Here is a 24,090-nt window from a genome sequence, read left to right as displayed (position 1 = left end):
CGGACGAACCAGGTCCAATTCCCACAACTCATTTTCATCCGCCTTCGCAGCCACGGGACCTGTCCCGTGGGCGATGGCGCACATCCTCGAAAAGGAGCTTTCATGTCCCACGATCCCTTCACCCTCGATATATCAGGCAGCAGCGCATTGTCGTCCGGCTTCGGCCTGGGTGTCACCGCGTTTGGCGGTTTCGCCGCCAATGACGACGATCCCGATCCACCGCCGCCCTCCCCCACGCCGGCATTGCCTCTGCCAGCTACGAAGCGGCCGGCGACGCGGAGACACGGCGAGCGAACCAACTTCTATCTCAACGACGGCGACGACCGCGGCTTGGCCGCGACCTGGAAGGAGCGGGCGAAGGCAAATCTTGCGGCCATCCTGACTGCCACCGAAATCGAAAAACAGGATCGACCCGCCACCCGTGACGAACAGGCGAAGCTGATCCGCTTCACCGGTTTTGGCGCCTCGGATCTTGCGAATGGGATTTTTCGCCGGCCCGGCGAAACTGCATTCCGCAAGGGCTGGGACGATCTCGGCGGTTCGCTCGAAAGTGCCGTCACCGAGACCGACTACGCCTCGCTCGCCCGCTGCACTCAGTATGCACACTTCACGCCGGAATACATCGTCCGCGCGATCTGGGCGGGACTTCAGCGTCTCGGCTGGCGTGGAGGCCGGGTGCTGGAGCCGGGGATCGGCACGGGCCTGTTTCCGGCGCTGATGCCAACCGCGTTCAGGGATAACGCTCGAGTCACCGGAATCGAACTCGATCCGGTCACGGCACGGATCGCCCGGCTGCTTCAGCCGAAGGCGCGCGTCATCAACGCCGACTTTGCGCGCACCGATCTCAATGCGATCTATGATCTCGCCATCGGCAACCCGCCCTTCTCCGATCGAACGGTTCGCTCGGATCGGCAGTACCGTCCGCTCGGTCTCCAACTGCACGACTACTTCATCGCCCGGTCGATCGATCTCTTGAAGCCTGGTGCACTCGCGGCGTTCGTGACCAGCGCCGGCACGATGGACAAGGCGGACGCGACGGCCCGCGAGCATATCGTCAGATCCGCCGATCTGATCGCCGCTGTCCGCCTGCCCGAGGGCAGCTTCCAGGCAGATGCCGGCACGGACGTAGTGGTGGACATCCTGTTCTTCCGCAAGCGCCGGATCGCCGAGCCGGAGGGCGATCTGTCGTGGCTCGATCTGGAGGAGGTGCGCCCGGCCACATCCGACGACGGTGCAATCTGCGTGAACCGCTGGTTCGCAGAGCACCCGGATCTCGTGCTCGGCGAGCACGCCCTAACGTCTGGCCCGTTCGGCGAGACCTATACGTGCCGGCCACGCGCCGGTGAAGACCTGGAAACGGCACTGAAGGCCGTGATCGCTCTTCTGCCTGAGAATCGGTATGACGGCGAGCCGTCGCAGATCGACATCGATCTGGAAGAAGAGCTGGGCGAGATCGTCGATCTCCGCTCCGGCAACGACAAGGTCCGCGAGGGCAGCTTCTTCATCGATAACCGCCACGGCCTGATGCAAATGATCGACGGCGCTCCCGTCTCGATCCAGGTTCGGAAGGGCCGCACCGGCGACGGCGTTTCTGGAAAGCATGTCCGGATCATCAAGAAGCTGATTCCGATCCGCGACGCAGTGCGCGAGGTTCTCAAAGCGCAGGAACGCGACCAGCCGTGGCGAGATCTGCAGGTTCGGCTGCGTATTGCCTGGTCGAGTTTCGTGCGCGACTTCGGGCCAATCAACCACACAACGGTCTCGATCTCGGAGGATGAGGAAAGCGGTGAAGTCCGTGAAACCCATCGCCGGTCCAATCTCCAGCCGTTCCTGGACGACCCGGATTGCTGGCTGGTGGCCTCGATCGAGGACTACGACCTCGAAACAGACACGGCAAAGCCCGGTCCGATCTTCTCCGAGCGGGTCATTTCGCCTCCGGCACCACCCGTCATCACCAGTGCGGCCGATGCGCTGGCTGTCGTCCTCAACGAACGCGGCCGCGTTGATCCCGAGCATATTGCCGAGTTGCTGCATCGCGACCCCAACGCTGTCATCGACGAACTCGGTGACGCCATCTTCCGCGATCCCGCCGATGGCTCCTGGCAGACCTCTGACGCCTATCTCTCAGGCCCGGTCCGCACGAAGCTCACCGTCGCCGAAGCGGCGGCTGCACTCGATCCAATATACGAGCGCAATGTCCGAGCGCTGCAGGACGTCCAGCCTGCCGACCTCCGGCCGTCGGATATCACCGCACGTCTCGGCGCACCTTGGATTCCGGCTGCCGATGTCGTCGCCTTCGTCAAGGAAACGATGGATGTGGACATCAGGATCCACCATATGCCGGAGCTCGGGTCATGGACCGTCGAGGCACGGCAGCTTGGATATAGTGCCGTGGGAACCTCCGAATGGGGCACGGCGCGCCGTCACGCCGGCGAACTGCTGGCCGATGCGCTGAACAGCCGGGTTCCACAGATCTTCGACGTGTATAGGGATGTTGGGGGTGAACGCCGCGTTCTGAACGTCGTCGATACCGAAGCAGCCCGCGACAAGCTACAAAAGATCAAGGAAGCTTTTCAGAACTGGGTCTGGACTGACCCCGACCGCACCGACCGGGTGGCGCGAGCCTACAATGACCGGTTCAACGATATCGCGCCGCGGAAGTTCGACGGCTCGCATCTGAAACTGCCCGGCGCCTCCGGCGCCTTTGTTCTGTATGGGCACCAGAAGCGTGGTATCTGGAGGATAATCTCCTCCGGCTCGACCTACCTCGCTCACGCCGTCGGCGCCGGCAAGACGATGACGATGGCCGCCGCAATCATGGAGCAGCGCCGTCTCGGCCTGATCGCCAAGGCGATGCTGGTCGTGCCTGGCCATTGCCTGGCACAGGCAGCGCGCGAGTTCCTCGCCCTCTATCCGAATGCCCGCATCCTCGTCGCCGACGAGACAAACTTCACCAAGGACAAACGAGCACGTTTCCTGTCGCGCGCCGCCACGGCAGCCTGGGATGCAATCATCATTACCCATTCTGCCTTCAGGTTCATCGCCGTGCCGTCGGCTTTCGAGAGCCAGATGATCCAGGACGAGCTCGAGCTCTACGAGGATCTGCTCACGAAGGTGGACAGCGAGAATCGGGTGTCGCGAAAGCGGCTCGAGCGCCTGAAGGAAGGTTTGCAAGAGCGGTTGGAAGCGCTCTCAACGCGCAAGGACGACCTTCTCACGATCTCGGAAATCGGCGTTGATCAGATCATCGTTGACGAGGCGCAGGAATTCCGCAAACTCTCTTTTGCGACCAATATGTCGACGCTGAAAGGCATCGACCCGAACGGATCGCAGCGGGCCTGGGACCTCTATGTCAAATCCCGCTATATCGAGACCAAAAATCCCGGCCGCGCGCTCGTGCTGGCCTCCGGCACGCCAATCACCAACACGCTCGGTGAGATGTTCTCGATCCAGCGCCTGCTCGGCCACGAGGCGCTCCGCGAACGCGGGCTTCACGAATTCGACGCCTGGGCCTCGACCTTCGGCGACACGACGACCGAACTCGAAATCCAGCCGTCCGGTAAATACAAGCCGGTCAGCCGGTTTGCGAGCTTCGTCAACGTGCCCGAGCTGATCGCCATGTTCCGCTCCTTCGCCGACGTGGTGATGCCGGAGGACCTGAAACAATATGTGAAGGTCCCCGCACTCTCGACCGGCCGGCGGCAGATTCTCACGGCCAGGCCGACGCCGGCCTTCAAACTTTATCAGCAGATCCTCGACAGCCGCATCAAGGCGATCGAGATGCGCGAGGGCCCGGCCCAGCCCGGCGACGACATACTGTTATCCGTCATCACCGACGGCCGCCACGCGGCGATCGACCCGCGGCTGGTCATTCCGGCAAACGACGACGAGCCGGACAACAAGCTCAATCTGCTCATCGAGAACGCTTTTCACATCTGGAAGGAAACGGGCGAAAACACCTATCATCGCCCGGACGGCAAGCCCTATGAACTGCCGGGCGCCGCGCAGATGATCTTCTCCGATCTCGGCACCATCAATGTCGAGAAGACGCGCGGCTTCAGCGCCTATCGCTGGATTCGCGACGAACTGGTCCGTCTCGGTGTCCCGCTATCGGAAATCGCCTGTATTCAAGACTTCAAGAAGACCGAGGCAAAGCAGCGACTGTTCGGTGACGTCCGATCGGGCAAGGTTCGCTTCCTGATCGGCTCCTCGGAAATGATGGGCACCGGCGTTAACGCCCAGCTCAGATTGAAGGCGCTGCATCACCTCGATGTGCCGTGGCTGCCGTCACAGATCGAGCAGCGCGAGGGTCGAATCGTCCGCCAAGGCAATCAGCACGATGTCGTCGATATCTTCGCCTATGCTACGCAAGGGTCACTCGATGCTGCGATGTGGCAGAACAACGAGCGCAAGGCCCGCTTCATCGCTGCCGCTCTTTCGGGCGATACATCGATCCGCAGGCTGGACGATCTCGGCGAAGGCCAGGCCAACCAGTTCGCCATGGCAAAGGCGATTGCCTCGGGCGACGAGCGCCTGATGCAGAAGGCTGGTCTCGAAGCCGATATCGCTCGTCTCGAGCGGTTACGCGCCGCCCATGATGATGATCTGTTCGCGGTGCGTCGGCAAGTCCGGGACGCCGAACGCGACATCGAGGTATCGACCCGGCGTATCGACGAGATCGGCAGGGATATCCGACGGCTGGTTCCGACTGCGGGAGATGCCTTCACGATGACCGTCACGGGCGTTTCATACGATGAGCGAAAGGAAGCCGGCCGCGCGCTGATGAAGGAAATCCTTACCCTCGTCCAGCTTCAACAGGAGGGTGAGATCGTCATCGCCTCCATTGGTGGCTTCGATCTCGTCTATGATGGCGAGCGGTTCGGCAGGTCTGACGGCTATCGCTACACGACCCTGCTTCAGCGCACGGGCGCGGATTACGAGATCGATCTCGCTGTCACGGTGACGCCGCTCGGCGCGGTCTCCCGCCTTGAGCACGCGCTCGACGACTTCGACGGGGAGCGGGAACGCTATCGCCAGCGGCTGGAGGAGGCGCGCAGACGTCTTGCGTCATACCAAACCCGTGACGGTGGCGAATTCGCGTTTGCCGGGGAACTGGGCGAAAAGCGTCGCCAGCTCCGGGACGTTGAGGCGGAACTCGCAGCCGAGGCGCGCGAGGCAGGTACCTCTGCCAGGCAATCAGCCTGATCTTGGAAGCAGTGCCGCATGCGCATAGGTGCATTGCACAATAAATGTTTTCCATCTGATCAAAAAATGATCATAGTGCACACAGCTGGTGCACATGGCGGTCTCCTCCCAGTGCCGCCGCAACAGCTGTTCCCCTCTGGAGGTTTTTGACCTTCACACTTCGTGGGCCTCGGTTTTCCGACGGCCCATTTTTTTGTTCCCTTGCAACCAGATTGCGAGCTCTGTAGCAGAGCGCTTATCAGAAGAAGTTGGGAAAGGGAGAAGGGGAAAGGGAAGGAGAACCGGTCGCAGATCGGTCCTCCCGCCGCCGCTGTCGCTCAACCGCCGCCTCCGCATCCCGGCCACTCGTCCTTCGCAGGGCTGTTAGCCCCGCTTGTCCTTCGCGGCAGGGCTGCTCGACCGCTGTTGCGCCGGTCGGGCCGCTTTGCGGTCCGGAAGATGTCTTCAGGAAAAAATGAAGACTGGAAGGACCGGCAGAGGGCCAGGTCCGCATCCCCCGGAAAGGAACACTCCCATGCAACTCATGAAGGTCGATCCGCGTGCGCTGAAGGACAATCCCGACAATACCCGCCAGTCGAAATCGACGCCCCAGGCCGACGCGCTGCTGCTTGCGACCATCAAGGCCGTCGGCATCATCCAGCCACCCGTCATTTTCGCCGAAGCCGGCGGCAACGGCTATGTCATCGAAGCCGGTCACCGGCGCACCCGCATGGCGATCGCCGCCGGCATGGAGGAAATCGATGTTATCGTCGTCGAGGCGGCCAACGACAATGGCGCGATGCGTTCGATGATCGAAAACATCGCGCGCGAACCGCTCAATCCGGTCGACCAATGGCGCGGCATCGAGCGCCTCGTTGCTCTCGGCTGGACCGAGGAAGCGATCGCGATTGCGCTGGCGTTGCCGGTCAGAAAGATCCGGAAGCTTCGACTGCTCGCCAATGTGCTGCCGGCGATGCTCGATCACATGGCCAGGGGCGACATGCCAAACGAGCAGCAGCTTCGCACGATTTCCGCGGCGTCGCTCGACGAGCAGAAGGAAGTCTGGAAGGCCCACAAGCCGAAGAAGGGTGACACGGCATACTGGTGGGCGATCGCCACCGGCCTCACCAAGACCCGCATGTTCGCGCGCGATGCGAGCTTTGGCGACGATCTTCGCCAGGCCTATGGCATCGAATGGGCGGAAGACCTGTTCGGACCGGCTGACGAGGACAATCGCTTCACGACGAACGTCGAAGCGTTCCTCGGTGCGCAGCAGGAATGGATGAGCAGCAATCTCCCGAAGAAGGGTTCCATCGTCGAGCTCAACAATTGGGGCCAGCCGCAGTTGCCGCCGAAGGCGGAGCGTGTCTACGGCAAGCCCGGCAAGGGCGATTGCACCGCCATGTATCTCGATCGAGAGGGCAAGGTGCAGTCCGCCCACTTCCGGATGCCGGAGGCGAAGAAGGCGAACGGCAAGGCCGATCCGACCGCGCCCGGCGGTGAGGACGGAAACGAGGCCATCGATGTTGCAGCCAAGACCCGTCCCGACGTGACCCGAAACGGCCTCGACATGATCGGCGATTTCCGCACAGACGCTCTGCACGAGGCATTGGCACGAGCGCCGATCGAGGACGATATCCTCATGGCGCTGCTCGTCCTCGCATTCGCCGGGCAGAACGTCTCGGTCGACTCCGGCTCCGAAACCTCCAGCCATCTCTACGGCTCCAGGCGTTTCGCCCGGCACGCTGTCCGGCTGATCGGTGAAAGCGGCAAACTGGAGTTCGCCACGGACACGCTTCGTGTCGTGGCGAGGTTGACCCTGATCGACGCACTGTCGGCGCGGACCAACCGCACGGACAGTGGTATTGTCGCCCGGATCGCCGGGGATGCCATCGGCGCCGACACCTATCTTCCGAACATGGGCACGGAGCAATTCCTCGCGTGCCTATCGCGTCCGGCACTGGACGCGTCCTGCGGCGGTAGGAGTGTCGCTCCCCGCCCGCGCGTCAGGGACACCCGGGCTGCCCTTGTCGAGCACTTCAAGGAAGAGCGTTTCGTGCATCCGTCCGGCCTCTTCGCACCCGATGACGTGAAGCTGGGCGAGTGGCTGGCCAAGAACATGGAGCAAGGGGGCGAGGACGACGATGCACCCGCCGACGGGCCGATGGGCAGCATCGAGGACGGCGGCAACGCAGCCGACACCGGGCTCGAAGAACTGGATGAAGCCGACGCTGACACCAGCACTGAGGATCCCGATACCGCTTACGGAATTGCGGCCGAGTAACCCTCTCCCACAACGTCATACTGATCGATACCGCCGCCGGCCATCACCGGCGGCTGCTTTGTTTCCACACCTCAAAATAGGAGAACGAAGATGTCTGCGTCTTTGATTTATGACCTCGCCCCGATCGGCTCGATTGTCGTCTGGTCCGACGGCACGCCCCGCCCGCCCGAGCGCCACAGGAAGAAGCTCGCCGCCTGGGAAAACCGCAACAGCAAGGGCAGGCTGATCCGCAAACAGGGCAAGCGCGGCATCGGCAATGCCAACCTGTCGCCGGATTTCACGCTGCATGAGGGCGATTTCGGCGGCAATGGCGTCATCACGATCCGTATCCACAGGACGTTCTCGCTCGACAGCAGCCTGACATTCAAGGTGATCGAGCGCCCGCAGCTCGGCCACGTCAGGGTCTTCGACCGCGCCGGCGACAACGCCGAACTCGTCCACCTCGCCGCTAATCGCCAAGCCGCGGAGGAATGGTTGGCCCGGCATGGCTATCCCGATGCCGTGCTGGAAGAGGTCACTGCCGATGAAGTGGCGGCCGATCACGTCGAGGGGAGGGTCGCGGCATGAACACGCCTGCTCTCCAAGCCAAAGCAGCTTCCGCCCGTGATTTGCCAGGGCCGGAGTTCAGCCGCAGCGCCGATGACCTGCCTGTCGCCCGTGTCGGCGATCTCGTTTTCGCCATGGTGTCGGGACGCGATGGCCAGCATTTTCTCGTGAGCGCCTGGCGTGTGGCACGGCCGCTTTCCGAACTCAAACGCGACGACTTCTATTCGCATCATGGCGCCGTTGCGGATGAGGCGGAATTTCAAGCACGGATGTTCGAACAGGCCGAACACAGCCGCGAGCTCCGGGCGCTCGCCCGGCCAACGGTTCGGATGAACTGCTCCACCCCGTGGGGACCTTCGCAGGGCGCCACCGTCTACGCGGAGGGTATCGTCTCTCACACCACGGCCGGGCATGGCGGGTTCAAGTTGTGCAACGAGTGCAACGTCAAGATTCATCCGATGCTTCGTTGCGCAGGCGGCTGGTACGAAGAAGATACCGCGTGGGCCGCGATTGCCCTCGCCTATCCGAATCTCTTTACCGGATACGAGCGCAAGTGCGCCGATCGGACCATCCGGGATTCGTGGCCCGATGCCTGGGAAGCGATCTTCGGTCGCCCCTTGCGCCCGGTGAATCCCATGAGAAGGATCGCCGCGCCTTCGAGCGGGAGCATGCCGGCGGGACTGGATCGTCATCTCCGCGCTACGCTCGGAGCAGCATGCCGGGATAACCGAAGTCATCGCCACGATCGGCGGGCTGCGGGCAACCGATGAAGAACGCCGCTATCTCGTGCCAAGAGACGAGTACGAGGTTGGCCGATTTGGCTTCGTCATCGATCCGGCGCGCCACGCTGCCTATGACGGACCGTCGTCTTTCATCAATTGGCAGGCGCGGGTGACCAGTCCATGAAACCGGTTAGTCCCTGCGTTCTTCTGTTCCGCATGGAGGCGGCGCGGCGAGAGACCCGCCACCATCTCGATCGCATTCACCGGCAGATCACGGGCCGGGCCGAACGCAGAGCGGCCACCGAGAAGGCGAAAGCCCGCTCGCACCGCCGGGGCGGGTCGCGGTGGACGCGCTCCGACGAACAGCTGTTTCAGGATCACGTCGAGCGGCTCAGCTTCGAACGGCGAACGGAAATCGCTGCCCTAGCTCGCAAACTCCAACATCAGGAGCGGGCGATCACTACCATGCGTCTGATGCTCGGCGATGATGCGGGTAATGCGGCGGCGTGAGTCTGACCGTATGGGGGCTTTCGTGGCGGCTGATCCGCGCTGGAGGAAGGGATGCGGGCTGTCGGTCGCGAGGGGCTCTCTCCTCCGGGGTTTCGGAGCCTTAGCCCGCCCCGCCGGTCTGCCCTTCGTTTTCGCTGCGGTCTGAACCGGCGGCCGGTCGTTTCAAGGTCGCTGGCGGCGCCGCGGAGCGGCCGGTGCAGCCTCCCTCGCAAAACGGCTCCGCGTCCTTCGCAGGGCTTTACCCCGCTTGTCCGCAAACCCGTTTCGCTCGTCCGGCCGTCCCGGACCTGTGAAAGCGCCCGTCCTCAGCCGGTTCCTGTCGATCGCATCGAAGGGCAGACCGGCAGGGGCCGGAGCCGCTTTGGTGGAAACCACGAAAGGAAGATCCCATGGCCAAGCCCGCAACCAATCGACCCTCCCCCCGCGTCGTGCCGCTCCGCAAGGGCGCGACCCTCGAGATGGTCAGGCTCACATGCCCGGACACCGTCCAGGCAATGCTGATTGCCGAGAGTTTTGGAACGGCGGTGGTCGACAGTGACGGCATCCGTGAGCTCCATGAGCGCCTGATCATTGAGACCGCCGACAGCCTCTCGGACGGCCTCGGCGAGAAGGCGATGCAGATCCATCTCCAGCGCATCGTCGGGGCCTATGTCGGCTCGGCGCACGGAGCCGGCCAGTTCTACAGCCGCGCCGTCACCGAGGCCCGAGACGCCACCGCCAAATCGGCAAACGATGCCCGCGACGAGGATCTCGATGGCCCGGTCGGTTACGACAGCGCCGCCCAGCGCAAACGCGAATTCGCCGCCGACATGGGCATACAGTCCCACGCGTTGCGGATGGCCGCCGAGGGCGCAGTCGCTGCTTACAGCCACGTCATCGGCGAAGCCTGGAAGCCTTTCGACCGCCCGGTCGAAAACCCGGGCCAGTCGCTCGACCGCAAGGCGGCGGAGGCGCAGATGGCGGCACTCGGTTGAGCCGTTTTTCGCGCGGAGCTTCGGCTCCGCTTTTTCTTCCCTCTCCCTGATCATTAGGCCGGTTCCTTTGGGACCGGCCTTTTTCCAGGTCATCAGAAGGAAGAGAAACATGGACCCCGCTCGCCACGCGACCCCGTCCCGGTCGGCGGTCCTGCAGGAGCCGGTTGTCCGCCGCAACGGCTTTGCCGTCCTTCTCTCCGTTCCGGCAGTTCCGGTGCGGCATGCCACCCGATCGCTCCTGCCTTCGGACCTCCGCGACGGGGCCGCGGTGGGCGCGGCCTCCAAAACGGAGGATAATGACATGAGCAGGAAAGCCGAGGGCGAACGCGCCGACATCTATGCACGGATCACGGCCCGGATCGTTGCCGATCTGGAAAAAGGTGTAAAACCCTGGATGAAACCCTGGCACGCGGCCAACACCAATGGCCGGATTACCCGGCCGCTACGCTACAACGGTCAGCCCTATTCGGGCATGAACATTCTGTTGTTATGGTCGGAGGGAATGGCGCGCGGCTTCACCTCACCCATGTGGATGACGTTCAAGCAGGCGCTCGAACTGGGAGCGGCGGTGCGCAAGGGCGAGACCGGTTCGACGGTCGTCTTCGCCAGCCGCTTCACCAAGTCCGAGGCGGACGGCAATGGTGGAGAAGTCGACCGGGAAATCCCGTTTCTGAAAGCATATACAGTGTTCAACATCGAACAGATCGACAGGCTGCCGGAGCCGTACCATCACAAACCCGGTCCGGTGCTCGATCCTGACGAGCGCATGGAGCACGCCGATCGCTTTTTCCGCAACACCGGCGCAGTCATCCGCCATGGTGGGGTGCAGGCCTATTATTCGCCAGTCACGGACCACATCCAGATGCCGCCGTTCGAGACGTTCCGCGACGCCGCGTCTTACGTGGCAACCCTGAGTCACGAAAGTTGCCATTGGACGGCGCGCGCCGATCGCGTTGGGCGCGATCTCAGCCGATATGCCAAAGACAAGAGCGAGCGGGCTCGCGAGGAACTGATCGCCGAACTTGGAAGCTGCTTCCTTTGCGCTGATCTCGGGATCGCACCGGAGCTGGAGCCACGGCCGGACCATGCGTCTTACCTCGGCTCGTGGCTGAAGGTTCTATCCGACGACAGGCGGGCCATCTTCCAAGCCGCGGCACATGCCCAGCGTTCTGTCAACTTTCTGCACGGACTCCAGTCCATCCAGGCCGACAACAGAGCGGCTGCGTAGGAGACGTCAAGGTCGGTCGTTGTCACCCGCAACGGCCGACAGGTTTCTAGGCTCTTTCTCCGCCGGCGTGTGCTGATCGGACGTGAGGTCCAGTTTCACCCAGATCGATGGTCTTGGATCGGTGGCTTTCAGTTTTCGGGACTGCTTGATTTCGACGATAAACGGCTTTGTCTGCTGACGCATAGATCCTCCAGGCGACGAATCGCAAGCGCACGATACCGCGTTAATGGCAGGAGGCAACTGCCCGGCCGGCCGAGTTTGTCGCATCCGAATTCGACGCTATGACTTGGAGACAGGGTAACGGTTTAGCGGCTGCGGTGTCTCGGCACGGTAACGCCATGACGAGGGCCGCCATTGCCTTGTTCCTCCCATCGCTGTGATAGCCACGTCCCGCGCGGGCTCGATGAGGCATGTCTGATCGAAGACCGGCTTAGCCTCGATCGTTCTCCCGCAACGGCCGTCCGCAACTTTCTTCCCCTGCGAACTGCGTTCGCATTCCTCGCGGGGCAACAAAGCCGCTCCCCGCCGCCCTCCACGTCGTTTCGGCCCCTTCGGGGTGCGGTCCGATCGTCCCCGATCCTTGCGACAGCCATCGAGGCCGCGAAGGGCGCGGCCCGAAACAACCGAAAGAAAGGAACAGACAATGGCTACCATCGGCACCTTCACCTCCACCGAAAGCGGCTTCACCGGCTCGATCCGCACCCTCGCACTCAACGTCAAGGCCCGCATCGCCCGCATCGAAAACCCCTCCGACAAGGGTCCGCACTTCCGTATCTACGCCGGCAATGTCGAGCTGGGTGCGGCCTGGCAGAAGCGCTCCAGCGAGACCGACCGCGACTACCTCTCGGTCAAGCTGGACGACCCGAGCTTCCCGGCGCCGATCTACGCAACGCTCACCGAGGTCGAAGGCGAGGACGGCTACCAGCTGATCTGGTCCCGCCCCAACCGGGATTGAGATCCCACCAAGGCCCCGCCGCCTAAGGCGGGGCCAACGGGCTGCTTTGAGAAAGCAGGCAACGGGCGTCGAGCCCGTTTCCAGCTTTTTGGGTGCCATACGGGGAAGTGGGGTCTGCTCATATCAAGCCAATCGTGCCGTGGAGCCGGGCCAGCCTCAAGGACGAGCGGTCCCCCCAAAATGCTTGGCGCATTTCGGCTCCCCCACTCGCCGCCGCTGGCGGTCGCATGCGCGATCCTTGACCCTGACCCACCGCCACGACGGTGGGCGTCATCTTTCTCAAACATCAAGGAGATGACGATGATCGAACAACAAATCCAAGAACTGCGCGCTGAGCTGAACGCCTGCGTTGAGCCCGCCGAGCGCCGCCAGATCGAAGCCGAACTCGAAATCGCCCAGGCCGAGCTGACCATGATACTTGCCGAACAGGACGGTTCCATCAATGCCGAGCCGCCCTTCTGAGGGCGGCATAATCACCAACACTGCCAGTCCGCCGGCATCCACAGCACGGAGATGAGCGATCCACTGCCGCTCTCCTTTCGATCTCTGTCATCGACATCGGGGATGTTGCATCCCGTCCGTCGCGCCGCAAGCTGCCGGCGCCAGAATTTTCCCCACCGCGTTGCGGCTCCTCGCAGGCCAAAATTCAGGCGCCGGCAGGTCCTCCACTCTCATTTCGGCCTTTCAGGTGCTCCCTCCTTGCCCGTCATTTGGCCTATCCCCGCGATATCCGCTTTTCGAAAGGAGAATATACCGTGCAACAGCTCGCTCAATTCCTCATCGCCACCGGCCGCAGGCTCCGCGTCCTCGGCAACGTGATCTGTCACTTCTTCCGCAAGGGAAACTCGGTCTCGAGCTCACAATCAAGATCCCGTTCCTGGTCGAGATCGAGGCGTCGTTCGAGACCGACTGGAACCGGCGAGAATAACGCGCCAACAGGGGCCGCTTCGGCGGCCCCTGTTTCGCCATTTGAGAGATCGGAGACGATTGGGGTCAGCTCTGCAAATATCGCAGAGTTGTTCTGGGCCGATAGCCGCGAGTACGTTTTTGCTTCAACAGTTCAAGGAATAAGTGAACCGCTTCCTCTTCCCGTTCGAACACATGCCGTTTCTCCTGGCCACGCTTGCCGATCCGTCCCCATCGCCGGATCAGGCAAGCCTCTCCGAACATCGTCTGCTCGATCTCCATGGCATAATACCGCGCCATGTTCTTGGCTGGATCCGATCGTTCGACATAGAGCTGGTAGGGTTGCGAAATCATGCCGGCATGATCGCCACACGTCGCCGCCACGTCCAACGACATATGTGAATCTTACAAGTGCGACCGATTCATTTTCGTGAAGAATGGCGTGTCGGGCGAGGCGCCGACGGCGCACGGCTCTAGTCGCGCTGCGACCCGAGCCCGCACGCGGTCTGCGCCCTGTCGGGTTACGATCCTCTCGCGGCAAGACGCATTCCTGTGCCTGCTATCGTAATGGGATATGGCCGGAACGTCCCATGGCCAGCGGTGCTGGCAAGCGGTCGCGTCCTTTCAGGACGCGGTTTAATCTCTCTCTGACATCCCATTTTGCACCCGTCGTTCCGGCGTCAAGGACATCGCGGCCCCTCCAATTTTCCCAGCGCCGCAAGCGGCACAGAGAAAATCGGTTCCTCCGCTCGCCGCACGGCGGCCGCGTTCCGCGGTCCCGGACCCCTCACGGACTACGGTGCGGACACCTTTCGTCAGAAACGAAAAGGAGACCCTGATGACAAAGCATCAAATCACTCACCAGATTGGAGACGACCAGAAGCGGTCGGATCAACAGCCGGATTGGCTTGAACGCTTGCGCGGAAATTTCGATGCGGAGGTGCATCTTCCCGCCGATATCTCGCGCGAGTTTCTGTCAGCGGCGCTGCTTTGGGCAATCGACAACAAGGTCGATTTCGGATTGTTTCACGAACCCGGCAAGATCATCATTGCGCATTCTGGCGGCGATGAGATCTACCTTCCGTCGCGGTGGTTCGACAAACGATGGCATATCGGCCTGGACGACAAAGAGCCCTTCTTCGATCCCGCTGATTGAGATCCAGACCAGAGGCGGCTTGCCGCCTCTGGTCCTTGACTTCGCGTGAGCCGTTCCAGCCGGAGCGGCTATGAAAGGGGGGCTCTGCCGCCCCTCTCAAACCTCACCCCATGAAGGAACGGCAACGCCCCTCCTTCAAACTTCCTCCCATGGGGAAGGGGACGGTTCCCTCCTCCCTTTCCCCAAACCCCTATCCTTCTCCCGTGCCGGGGAAGCGATGGTTCGCTGTCACCCGCTCTGGCACCAGCCGTGTCGGGCACCATCCCATGATCGGGCGAGCCCTTCGCCGATCAAGACGTCGCCCAGCGAATTGCCTGCGCGAGACACGATGCGAAGTTTGCGACCGTACTTGTCTTCGTCACGGAACCCGGCCGCCAGAGAGAACTTCCCAGCGTTGAGCAGCGCCAGCAGCCGGGATTTTGCCGCTTCACCTTTGATCCTTTCGGCCTCGCAGCGGGGCGGGCTGAGTTCAGGCGTATCGATGTCGGCGATGCGGATTTTCTCGCCCTCGAACCAGAAGGTGTCGCCATCGACGACGCAGTTCGTCCGGTGGCTGTCGCCGCAGATCGAAAATGCCGCCGACAATGAATCCGTCGTCGGTGTCTTGGCCAAAGTGGCGAAACCGGGGAGAGCTTCGTTGCCGCCATAGGCAAGCCAACCTCCAACGGCAATGATCACCGTGCATAGAACTGCCGCCGCGCGTTTACGCCGTCTGATCCGCTCAGATCTTACCAGTCCTCCGCCCGCGCGCTGCCGATCGCGACCGCGTCCGGCCTTCGGCGGCTTTCTGAACGGAACTATATTCGATTTCGCCACTATCCGATTCCTCGTTTCGCCTCACCCTATGTCGGACCCGGTTTCATCTGCGTTTACGGAGGAGCTTGTCTTCGGGCTGCGGCGTGGCCGCCAAAATGGTGTGCGAGGGTCGGGGAGCAGTCGATCCCGCCTCCCCTTTTGGGGCCACTATGTTGAGGCTCCCGCGGCTGCTCTGTTTCCCGCCCGTCGCACGACGAGAATTCCCGAAATCCCGCCCGTCGGGCGTCGCTATGCTGATTTCTCCGATACTCTTCATTTTCCTGGATCAGCCTTGCTTGTTTGCACTGCGCGCCGGCTTGGATCATGCAGTTGGCGTATCGCCGATCATGTGAAACCTGTTCGTGCCGACGCATGCTTCATGTCGCCGCGCCGGAACCAGATAGCTCGTCCGCATCGGAGCGGCGCGTTTCCTGCGGTGAACACGATCTGTTCGTCGGCACGCATGCGCAGGACTTCGTGGGGCTGGATGAGTGGTCTGGCAGCGAGCTGCTTCGAGCGCGTCCGCGATGATCCCCTCGCTTGGAAACTACGGCTCACCTGGTCGATCTCGACCGTGGTCATGCCGCAACGTCGAGAAATGTAATCGGCGGTCTCGGGATCGTTGATCGCGGCGAACGAAATCCAGCTGGCGCTCTCGAACCATTTGCTTGCAGCATCGCGGCCGCCATAGGTTTCGCGCATCTGGCCGATCGACTGGTAGATCATCGTCAGCGTGATGCCGTATTTGCGTCCGGCGTCGCGCGCGGTCTCGATGATCCGCATGTAGCCGAGGCGGGCGACCTCATCGAGGAGAAACAGGGCGCGCCCCTTGATCTGTCCGTCGCGATTGTAAATCGCATTCAGAAACGAACCGATAATGACACGCGCAAGACCCGAATGGGTCTCCAATGTCTTGAGATCGATGTTGATGAAGACGTCCGTATTCCCGGCCGCGATGTCGCTGGTCGAGAACTTCTTCCCAGACACGAGAGCTGCGTAGTTTCGATAGGAAAGCCAGTGCGTTTCCTTGACCGCATTGGCGTAGACGCCGGAGAAGGTCTCCGGTGTCATGTTGACGAAGGCTGCGACGTTCTCCTTCACGAAATCCGAACCCGAATTGTCGTAGATGTCTTGCAGCCGCTTGCGCAATGTGGGCTCCGGCTCCGAGAGGTTCATGCGCACCTGCCGAAGCGTCTGCTCCTTCTCGTCCGTGTGACCGGACAGGCAGACATCGGCGATCAGCGCCGTGAGAAGCTGCAGCGCCGATGCACGAAAGAAGTCGTCACGGACACCACGCGCACTGCCGCTGTCGCTCATGATCCATGAGGCCACTGAGGCAATATCCTCTTCTTTGGTTCCGCCGAAACGGCCGATCCAGTCCAGGACGTTAAAGCCGATGTCCGGCTTCCTCGGATCGAGAACGAATACGTCCCTCCCCGCTCCGCCGCGATGCGCGGAGACCATCGGTGCGACCTCGTTCGATGGATCGAGCACGATCAGCGTGCCGCCCCATTTGAGCGCCGTTGGGATCGTCACCGACGTTGTCTTGAAACCGCCGGAACCGGCAAAGACGATCCCGTGCGACGAGCCGAACGAGCCATCGAAGCACAGCAACGGCGACTTGCCACCGGCGCCCCAGGTCTCAGCGCTGTCGGCGCGAAACGCTCGGGCGCCGACATTGTCTTTGTCGACCCGATAGCGCTCGCCGATGACGATGCCACCAGCATCGGGAAACAACTTTGCCGCCTCTGTGAGCTTCATCCAATCTGCCTCGCCATGAAGCGCCCGCTTGCCCTGAATGCGCTTCGGCTCGGCCCTTGCGAAGGCCGCATTGCCGATGAGCGCGACGCGGAGTGCGAAGCAGGCACATAAGAGCGCGGCACTCGCTCCGATCGACGTTGCCGGATCGAGAAAGGCCAAGACCGTCTTGTCGGCGGGTACCGTCTTCATGAAAGCGGAAAGGCGTATTGTCTCGCGAAGTGCCGCGATCAGGACCGTACCGCTGCATCCCGCAACGACGCCCCAACCTGCCTGCTTGATATTGATCGCGCCGGCGGTCGCGAACAGGAACAAGATTCCGACTGCGGCACTGGCGAGATAGGGAAGCGCGATCCCTGCCCGCCCCCATGCCAGTCGTGCGGTCTCGGTTTTCCCGAACCCGGATAGCCAATGTTCGATCCCGGTCATTCCGATGACGACCGGGATCATCAACGCCGTTGGTCCGACGACAAGTGCAATCCTATTGATCGTCATTGCCGAAGGCCTCCACGCCGATGGCCGTGATCCTGGAGCGCTCGGTATCGTCACCCTTGATGCGGCGCGCTGCATCGATCAGCGCGCCCAGCAACAGCGCTCGCTTCTCATAGCGCAGACCGGCCTTGACGATCAGGCCGCCGAGCTCGATCTTTTCGCGCGTGTCCTTCTTGCGGGAGTCGGATGTCATCGTCCTCACCATCCGTTCAAGCCTCGCCAGTCCCGCCTGCATTCGGGCCAGACGCGACCGTCGCGGTCGACGTTGCGCCGCTGCCATCGCCTGCCCCCTTTTTCCCTCCGGTCGTACCCCCCTGCCCTCCGCGAAATCGCCTGCTCAGTTGGTCAAACGCTGCCTGAAGCTCCGCCTCGTCGATCTCGAAGTCGCCGAGGCCTGCCTTGAGCGCGATCCGGCCAATGCGTTCCGCTTCCCGTGTCTCGGCGAGCTTGAGCTGCTCCTGCAGTTTGGCAATTTCGTCGCGGATCTTCGCGGATGGCTTCTTCATGTCCGTTTGTCTCCCTGGCTGAGAAAGCTTGTCTTTCGAAGCCAGTTTCCGGAACTTAAGTAGCGAACGCACTACTGTGAATCCTACAATCGCCAGCGGCGATGCTTTGGTGGATGATCCCGGCCGTTCCGAAGGAGCGGCTTCCAAGGGCGCAATTATACGTCGCTGGCGCGACGTGTTGCTGAGAGTGCCTGGCGGGGCCGCCGCTCCCGACGAACCCTTCGATTTCGTTTGCAACCGGGAGAGAACTTCGCCGTGGCCGTCCCTCACTTCTCCGTCAGCGTCGTCGCCCGTGGCTCAGGCCGCAGCGCCGTCCTGTCGGCGGCCTACCGGCACTGCGCCAAGATGGAGTTTGAGCGGGAAGCCCGGACGATCGACTACACGCGAAAGCAGGGGCTCCTGCATGAGGAGTTCGTGATCCCTACCGACGCGCCGGAATGGGTGCGCAGCATGATTGCCGATCGCTCGGTCGCCGGCGCATCCGAGGCCTTCTGGAACAAAGTGGAGGGCTTCGAGAAGCGATCCGACGCGCAGCTCGCCAAGGACGTCACCATAGGCCTTCCGCTCGAACTGACGGCCGAGCAGAACATCGCGCTCGTGCGCGACTTTGTGGCGTGCCACATCACCGCGAAGGGCATGGTCGCCGACTGGGTCTATCACGACGCCCCAGGCAATCCGCATGTGCATCTGATGACGACATTGCGGCCGCTCACCGAGGACGGGTTCGGCTCAAAGAAGGTCGCGGTTCTCGCCCCGGACGGCAAGCCGATCCGCAATGATGCCGGCAAGATCGTCTATGAGCTATGGGCCGGCAGAACTGAGGATTTCAATGCGTTTCGCGACGGCTGGTTTGCCTGCCAGAACAAACATCTGGCGCTTGCCGGCCTCGAAATCCGCATCGATGGCCGTTCCTTCGAAAAGCAGGGTATCGACCTCGAGCCAACCATTCACCTCGGCGTCGGCGCCAAAGCCATCGAGCGCAAGGCCGAGCAATCCGACCACAAGTCGGAGACCTCGACTCCCAAACTCGAACGCGTCGAGCTTCAGGAGGAGCGCCGCAGGGAGAACGCCCGCCGCATCCAGCGCCGTCCGGAGATCGTGCTCGACCTGATCACGCGGGAGAAGAGCGTCTTCGACGAACGCGATGTTGCGAAGGTGTTGTATCGCTATATCGACGATGTCCTTCTGTTCCAAACTCTGATGGTCCGCATTCTGCAAAGTCCGGAAGCACTCCGGCTCGAACGCGAGCGGATCAACTTTGCGACAGGTATTCGGACACCCGCGAAATACACGACGCGCGAGATGATCCGGCTTGAGGCCGAGATGGCCAATCGCGCGATCTGGCTCTCCGGCAGCACCTCCCATGGCGCCCGTGAGGTGGTGCTGCAGGCGACCTTTACGCGCCATTCCCGTCTGTCGGATGAGCAGCGAACGGCGATCGAGCATGTCGCCGGGACCACGCGGATTGCCGCTGTCATCGGCCGCGCCGGGGCCGGCAAGACGACGATGATGAAGGCTGCGCGCGAGGCGTGGGAAACGGCCGGTTATCGTGTGGTCGGCGGAGCTTTGGCTGGCAAAGCCGCCGAAGGTTTGGAGAAGGAAGCGGGCATCGTTTCCCGCACGCTGTCGTCCTGGGAGCTTCGCTGGAACCAGGGTCGCAACCAGCTCGATGATAAGACCGTCTTCGTACTCGACGAGGCCGGCATGGTTTCGTCACGGCAGATGGCGCTGTTGGTCGAAGCAGTCACCAAGGCCGGCGCCAAACTCGTCCTTGTCGGCGATCCGGAACAGCTTCAACCGATCGAAGCGGGTGCGGCCTTTCGCGCCATTGCCGATCGCATCGGCTATGCCGAACTCGAGACGATCTATCGTCAGCGCCAGCAATGGATGCGCGACGCCTCGCTCGATCTCGCGCGTGGCAATATCCGCAAGGCTGTCGATGCCTACACCGCCCATGGTCGAATGATTGGTTTGAGACTGAAGGACGAGGCGGTCGAAAGCCTGATCGCAGCGTGGGACCGCGACTACGACCCTTCGAAGACCAGCCTGATCCTCGCACACCTTCGCCGCGACGCCCGAAAGCTCAACGATATGGCCCGCGCCAAGCTGGTCGAGCGTGGCGTCGTCGCAGACGGATTTGCGTTCAAGACGGAGGACGGAACCCGCATGTTCGCGGCCGGCGACCAGATCGTGTTCCTCAAGAACGAGGGCAGCCTTGGCGTCAAGAACGGCATGCTCGCAAAGGTGGTTGAGGCCGCACCCGGCCGGATCGTCGCTGAGATCGGCGAAAGGGAACATCGTCGCCAGGTCACGATCGAGCAGCGCTTCTACAACAATCTCGGTCACGGCTATGCCACGACCATCCACAAGAGCCAAGGCGCGACCGTCGACCGGGTGAAGGTGCTTGCTTCCCTTTCATTGGACCGGCATCTCACCTATGTGGCCATGACGCGCCATCGTGAGGATCTCGCGATCTACTACGGCAGTCGTTCCTTTGCGAAATCCGGCGGGCTCATCCCGATCCTGTCGCGCCGAAACGCCAAGGAGACGACCCTCGATTACGAGAAGGCGTCGTTCTATCGCCAGGCGCTGCGCTTCGCGGAAGCCCGCGGCCTTCATCTTGTCAACGTCGCCCGCACGATCGCACACGATCGCCTCCAATGGGCCGTCCGGCAGAAACAGAAGCTCGACAATCTCGGCGCCCGTCTTGCCGCCATCGGCGCGGCACTCGGACTGGTCCACGGCAGCCACAAACACTCCATCCCGGACACAATCAAGGAGGCCAAGCCCATGGTGTCAGGTATCGCCACCTTCCCGAAATCGCTCGACCAGGCTGTCGAAGACAAGCTCGCCGGCGATCCCGGGCTCAAGAAGCAATGGGAGGACGTCTCGACCCGCTTCCAGCTCGTCTACGCGAAGCCGGAAGTGGCCTTCAAGGCCATCAATGTCGATACCATGTTGAAGGACCAGTCGGTCGAGCAGTCGACCCTGGCAAGGATTACCGGCGAGCCAGAGAGCTTTGGCGCGCTGAAGGGCAAAACCGGTCTTCTCGCCAGCCGTGCCGACAAGCAGGACCGGGAAAAAGCCATCGCCAATGTGCCGGCGCTTGCCCGAAATCTTGAACGCTACCTTCGTGAGCGGGCCGAGGCCGAATTCAAACATGAGACGGAGGAGCGCGCGGTCCGACTCAAGGTTTCAGTCGATATCCCGGCGCTCTCCCCATCTGCCAAGCAAACGCTCGAACGCGTGCGAGATGCCATCGATCGCAACGATCTCCCGGCTGGCCTCGAATATGCGCTGGCGGACAGAAACGTGAAGGCAGAACTCGAAGGTTTTGCCAAGGCTGTGTCGGAGCGTTTCGGGGAACGGACCTTCCTGCCTTTGGCTGCCAAAGACACTGATGGCAAGACTTTCGAGACCGTCACAGCAGGAATGACGGTCGTCCAGAAGGCTGAGGTCCAGTCCGCGTGGAAATCTATGCGGACGGTCCAGCAGCTTGGCGCTCATGAACGCACGACCGAAGCGCTCAAGCAGGCAGAGACGCTGCGGCAAACCAAGAGTCAAGGGCTCTCGCTGAAATGACCCGGGCAGCAACCACCCGGTCGATGACCACGCAACAACGACGTGCCACTGCGGTTCTGTCGATAGCGGCCGCGGCCACCATTCTGCTGGTGGTGACTGCCGTCGCCGGCGGCTACCGCATCAATCTGACGCCGAGCGAGCCACTGGGCCTATGGCGCATTATCCCGCTTCATCGACCGGTGGCAGTCGACGACCTCCTGTTCATCTGCCCGCTGGAAACGGCGGCGATGCGGGCAGCCAGGGCACGAGGCTATTTCCGTTCTGGTTCCTGCCCGGGCGACGTCGCACCGTTGATCAAGACAGTGATCGCCGTTGTAGGACAGCGTGTCGAAATCGGCGTCAACGTGAGAGTGGATGGGCGGGTGGTTTCCTCATCCAGTCTCGCACTACGTGATGGAAAAGGCCGGCCGTTGACGCCGTTTCCGAGCGGCATCATACCGCCAGGATATGTCTTCCTGCATTCCGCCTTCCCCGGCTCCTATGACTCCCGATATTTTGGCCCGGTGCCGATCTCCGGCATTCTCGGGCTGGCGCAGGAGGTGTTCACCTATGTGCCGTGATTACCTTCAGCCGGCGCTGCTGATATTCGCTTCGATCGCGATCGGCGTGGTGGGCTGGAGCGGCCATGTGTTGCTCCTACCCGTCGCGCTCGGGTTTCCGGTTCTTTGGTCGATCTCGCAAACGAGATCGGTCGCGGCACTTGTCTCCAGCGGATACTTCCTGGCCGCGTCCCGGGGTCTGCCACAAGGCGTTGCCGCCTTTTATTCGTCGGATATCTGGCCAGGCCTCCTGCTCTGGCTGGGTGCGTCTATGAGTTTCGTTGCCGTGCATACGCTCGTCTGGACGATGAACGGACGCGCGCGTCCGTTTCGCTACCTCCTTGCGGCAGCCGTCATGGCCGTTCCGCCGTTCGGCATCACGGGCTGGGCGCATCCTGTCACCGCCGCGGGTGTTCTGTTTCCGGGATGGGGATGGTGGGGACTTGGCTTCATGACAGCCGGCCTTGCGGGTCTCGTAACCCGCATTTGGCCAGCTGTCGCCATCGCCTTCGCAGGCCCTTGGCTGTGGTCCGCCGCAATCTGGACCGACCCGAAACTACCGGAAGGCTGGCGCGGCGTCGATCTTGATATGGGGGCTTCGCTCGGTCGGGAGCCCGGGCTTCAACGCCAGCGTGACATGATCGCAACGGTGCGTGGCGCGGCCAGCGATGGGGCCCGTTTTGTGGTGCTGCCGGAAACTGCGCTCGGTTTCTGGACACCGACCGTGGCGCGGCTTTGGACGAACGCCTTCAGGGATGATGATGGGACGGTGATCGCCGGTGCGGCGATGGTCGATGCTGGGGGCTACGACAATGTTCTGGTCGCGGTCGACGGGAGGGGCGGCCATATCCTCTATCGCGAACGTATGCCGGTTCCCGGTTCGATGTGGCAGCCGTGGCGATCCTGGTTTGGGGAGAGTGGTGGTGCTCGGGCGGATTTCTTGGCGAACCCGGTCGTCTCCATCGGCGCCAGCCGCGCGGCACCGCTGATCTGCTACGAGCAACTGATTGTTTGGCCGGTGCTTCAGTCGATGCTGCACGATCCGGACCTCATTGTTGCTGTCGGAAACGGGTGGTGGACCGAAGGGACATCAATCGTTGCTATCCAGCGAACTGCCACTACAGCGTGGTCAAAGCTCTTCGCAAAACCGATTGTTATTGCCTTCAACACCTGAGTGCTCAGGAGAAACCATGATCGACGCAGCCCTGATAAATGAATGCGCAGACCCTTCTCTCAAGCCGACGATCGTCGAGCAGTTCGTGATGGCGGCGGGCTCGGCTGATCCCTTCGCCGTCACCGTCAAATCAGGCGACCGATTGATCCTCGTTCCGAAAGCGGCATCGGCCGAGGAGGCGATTGCGATCGTGCGCCAATATGCTGGTCAAGCGGTCGTCCGCGTAGGGCTCACCCAGTTCCCCGCTGGCGTGGGAGTCAAGGAACCGGCGGATCTGAAGCCCGATCTCGTCGATCCTTGCCAGAACCTCCGGAAAGGCACTGCGATGTTCGCCAAGGTATTGAGGATCGTTGCAAAATGGTATGGCAACCCCACGAGCAAAGACGTCTTCCCGCAAATCTTCGAGGACGCGGTCTACGCATGGAAGACCGGCGAGTTCGGGGGTGTCGGCGTGTTTCAGGCGGAGGATCCTGGCATACCCATCGAAGCGCCGCAGCAAAGCGATAAGGAAGTGGATGGCGAGGAAGCGACGCCGAAAGACTTACAACCAGAGACGATGCAGGATGTTAGGCATGCGGGGATACGGATCGATCTTTCCCGCATTGGTCAACAACAGCGTTGAGTTCACCTCGCATTGGCGAGGCATGTTCCGGCCAAGCCAAAGTTTAGGCGACTCCAAAGCATGAAATTAATGCGCTTCCAGATGCCTCGTCCGCGGTTGTAATGGCGGCGAGCCAGTAAAACCCGCGTACTGACGGGTTCCAGCTATGAAGTTGCCC

General features: G+C 62.1%; 18 protein-coding genes and 2 pseudogenes. 14 read left to right on the top strand and 6 right to left on the bottom strand.

Annotated features, from left to right (window positions below; all coding sequences use genetic code 11):
• Positions 1-102: 102 nt before the first annotated feature.
• From HJB83_RS24360 to HJB83_RS24330, 7 genes and pseudogenes are all read left to right on the top strand, one after another.
• Positions 103-5,205, top strand: coding sequence for a DEAD/DEAH box helicase family protein (locus tag HJB83_RS24360; protein ID WP_221159686.1), 5,103 nt, complete (start codon positions 103-105; stop codon positions 5,203-5,205).
• 514 nt (positions 5,206-5,719) lie between these two features.
• Positions 5,720-7,468, top strand: a complete 1,749-nt coding sequence (locus HJB83_RS24355; protein WP_221140576.1) for a ParB N-terminal domain-containing protein — start codon at positions 5,720-5,722, stop codon at positions 7,466-7,468.
• Positions 7,469-7,558: 90 nt separating this feature from the next.
• Positions 7,559-8,035 carry a hypothetical protein gene (locus HJB83_RS24350; protein WP_020048110.1) on the top strand — a complete coding sequence of 159 codons (477 nt, stop codon included), beginning with the start codon at positions 7,559-7,561 and terminating at the stop codon, positions 8,033-8,035.
• A pseudogene (locus HJB83_RS24345) lies at positions 8,032-8,920 on the top strand (DUF7007 domain-containing protein). The gene HJB83_RS24350 and the pseudogene HJB83_RS24345 overlap by 4 nt, the downstream one beginning before the upstream one ends.
• On the top strand, positions 8,917-9,246 hold the full coding sequence (locus HJB83_RS24340; RefSeq protein WP_127431458.1) for a hypothetical protein: 330 nt from the start codon (positions 8,917-8,919) through the stop codon (positions 9,244-9,246). The pseudogene HJB83_RS24345 and the gene HJB83_RS24340 overlap by 4 nt, the downstream one beginning before the upstream one ends.
• A 389-nt stretch (positions 9,247-9,635) precedes the next feature.
• On the top strand, positions 9,636-10,220 hold the full coding sequence (locus HJB83_RS24335) for a hypothetical protein (RefSeq protein ID WP_221140574.1): 585 nt from the start codon (positions 9,636-9,638) through the stop codon (positions 10,218-10,220).
• A 301-nt stretch (positions 10,221-10,521) separates the two neighbouring features.
• Complete coding sequence (locus tag HJB83_RS24330; RefSeq protein WP_127431521.1) at positions 10,522-11,448, top strand: ArdC family protein; 927 nt, start codon at positions 10,522-10,524, stop codon at positions 11,446-11,448.
• A 6-nt stretch (positions 11,449-11,454) separates the two neighbouring features.
• On the opposite strand, the gene HJB83_RS24325 is transcribed toward HJB83_RS24330, so the two are convergent.
• Positions 11,455-11,631, bottom strand: coding sequence for a hypothetical protein (locus HJB83_RS24325; RefSeq protein ID WP_164735976.1), 177 nt, complete (start codon positions 11,629-11,631; stop codon positions 11,455-11,457).
• Positions 11,632-12,091: 460 nt separating this feature from the next.
• Here HJB83_RS24325 and HJB83_RS24320 point away from each other — a divergent pair, with 460 nt between their 5' ends.
• Together HJB83_RS24320 and HJB83_RS24315 are read left to right on the top strand one after the other, a co-directional pair.
• A complete protein-coding gene (locus tag HJB83_RS24320) occupies positions 12,092-12,403 on the top strand; it encodes a DUF736 domain-containing protein (RefSeq protein WP_127431460.1) in 312 nt (103 codons plus the stop codon).
• 300 nt (positions 12,404-12,703) lie between these two features.
• On the top strand, positions 12,704-12,865 hold the full coding sequence (locus HJB83_RS24315) for a hypothetical protein (protein WP_168259652.1): 162 nt from the start codon (positions 12,704-12,706) through the stop codon (positions 12,863-12,865).
• Positions 12,866-13,396: 531 nt separating this feature from the next.
• Here HJB83_RS24315 and HJB83_RS24310 read toward each other — a convergent pair.
• Positions 13,397-13,705 carry a WGR domain-containing protein gene (locus HJB83_RS24310; protein WP_127431462.1) on the bottom strand — a complete coding sequence of 103 codons (309 nt, stop codon included), beginning with the start codon at positions 13,703-13,705 and terminating at the stop codon, positions 13,397-13,399.
• 442 nt (positions 13,706-14,147) lie between these two features.
• On the opposite strand from HJB83_RS24310, the gene HJB83_RS24305 reads away from it, so the two are divergent.
• Positions 14,148-14,465 carry a hypothetical protein gene (locus HJB83_RS24305; RefSeq protein WP_221140572.1) on the top strand — a complete coding sequence of 106 codons (318 nt, stop codon included), beginning with the start codon at positions 14,148-14,150 and terminating at the stop codon, positions 14,463-14,465.
• 228 nt (positions 14,466-14,693) lie between these two features.
• On the opposite strand, the gene HJB83_RS24300 is transcribed toward HJB83_RS24305, so the two are convergent.
• The 4 genes and pseudogenes from HJB83_RS24300 to traC form a co-directional block, all read right to left on the bottom strand.
• Positions 14,694-15,143, bottom strand: a complete 450-nt coding sequence (locus HJB83_RS24300) for a thermonuclease family protein (protein ID WP_221140644.1) — start codon at positions 15,141-15,143, stop codon at positions 14,694-14,696.
• 439 nt (positions 15,144-15,582) lie between these two features.
• A pseudogene (traG, locus tag HJB83_RS24295) lies at positions 15,583-17,513 on the bottom strand (Ti-type conjugative transfer system protein TraG).
• Positions 17,500-17,715, bottom strand: coding sequence for a type IV conjugative transfer system coupling protein TraD (gene traD / locus HJB83_RS24290; RefSeq protein ID WP_165548347.1), 216 nt, complete (start codon positions 17,713-17,715; stop codon positions 17,500-17,502). Before traD ends, traG begins: the two are co-directional and overlap by 14 nt.
• Positions 17,716-17,719: 4 nt before the next feature.
• Positions 17,720-18,016 carry a conjugal transfer protein TraC gene (gene traC / locus HJB83_RS24285; protein WP_168257341.1) on the bottom strand — a complete coding sequence of 99 codons (297 nt, stop codon included), beginning with the start codon at positions 18,014-18,016 and terminating at the stop codon, positions 17,720-17,722.
• 255 nt (positions 18,017-18,271) lie between these two features.
• Between traC and traA the strand changes: the two genes are divergently transcribed.
• The 4 genes from traA to HJB83_RS24265 are packed head-to-tail and all read left to right on the top strand — an operon-like array spanning position 18,272 to position 23,933.
• A complete protein-coding gene (gene traA / locus HJB83_RS24280) occupies positions 18,272-21,598 on the top strand; it encodes a Ti-type conjugative transfer relaxase TraA (protein WP_221159685.1) in 3,327 nt (1,108 codons plus the stop codon).
• Positions 21,595-22,158, top strand: a complete 564-nt coding sequence (gene traF / locus HJB83_RS24275; protein WP_127431469.1) for a conjugative transfer signal peptidase TraF — start codon at positions 21,595-21,597, stop codon at positions 22,156-22,158. Before traA ends, traF begins: the two co-directional genes overlap by 4 nt.
• The gene (locus tag HJB83_RS24270) at positions 22,148-23,311 is read left to right on the top strand and encodes a conjugal transfer protein TraB (RefSeq protein ID WP_221140566.1); all 1,164 of its coding nucleotides are present in this window, start codon (positions 22,148-22,150) and stop codon (positions 23,309-23,311) included. Before traF ends, HJB83_RS24270 begins: the two co-directional genes overlap by 11 nt.
• 16 nt (positions 23,312-23,327) lie before the next feature.
• Positions 23,328-23,933, top strand: a complete 606-nt coding sequence (locus HJB83_RS24265; protein ID WP_168257337.1) for a TraH family protein — start codon at positions 23,328-23,330, stop codon at positions 23,931-23,933.
• Positions 23,934-24,090: the final 157 nt, after the last annotated feature.

The organism is Rhizobium sp. NZLR11 (assembly GCF_019685115.1).
GTDB lineage: Bacteria > Pseudomonadota > Alphaproteobacteria > Rhizobiales > Rhizobiaceae > Rhizobium.
Note: the sequence above shows the minus strand (reverse complement) of the source record. Positions and strands in the feature narration are given on the sequence as shown.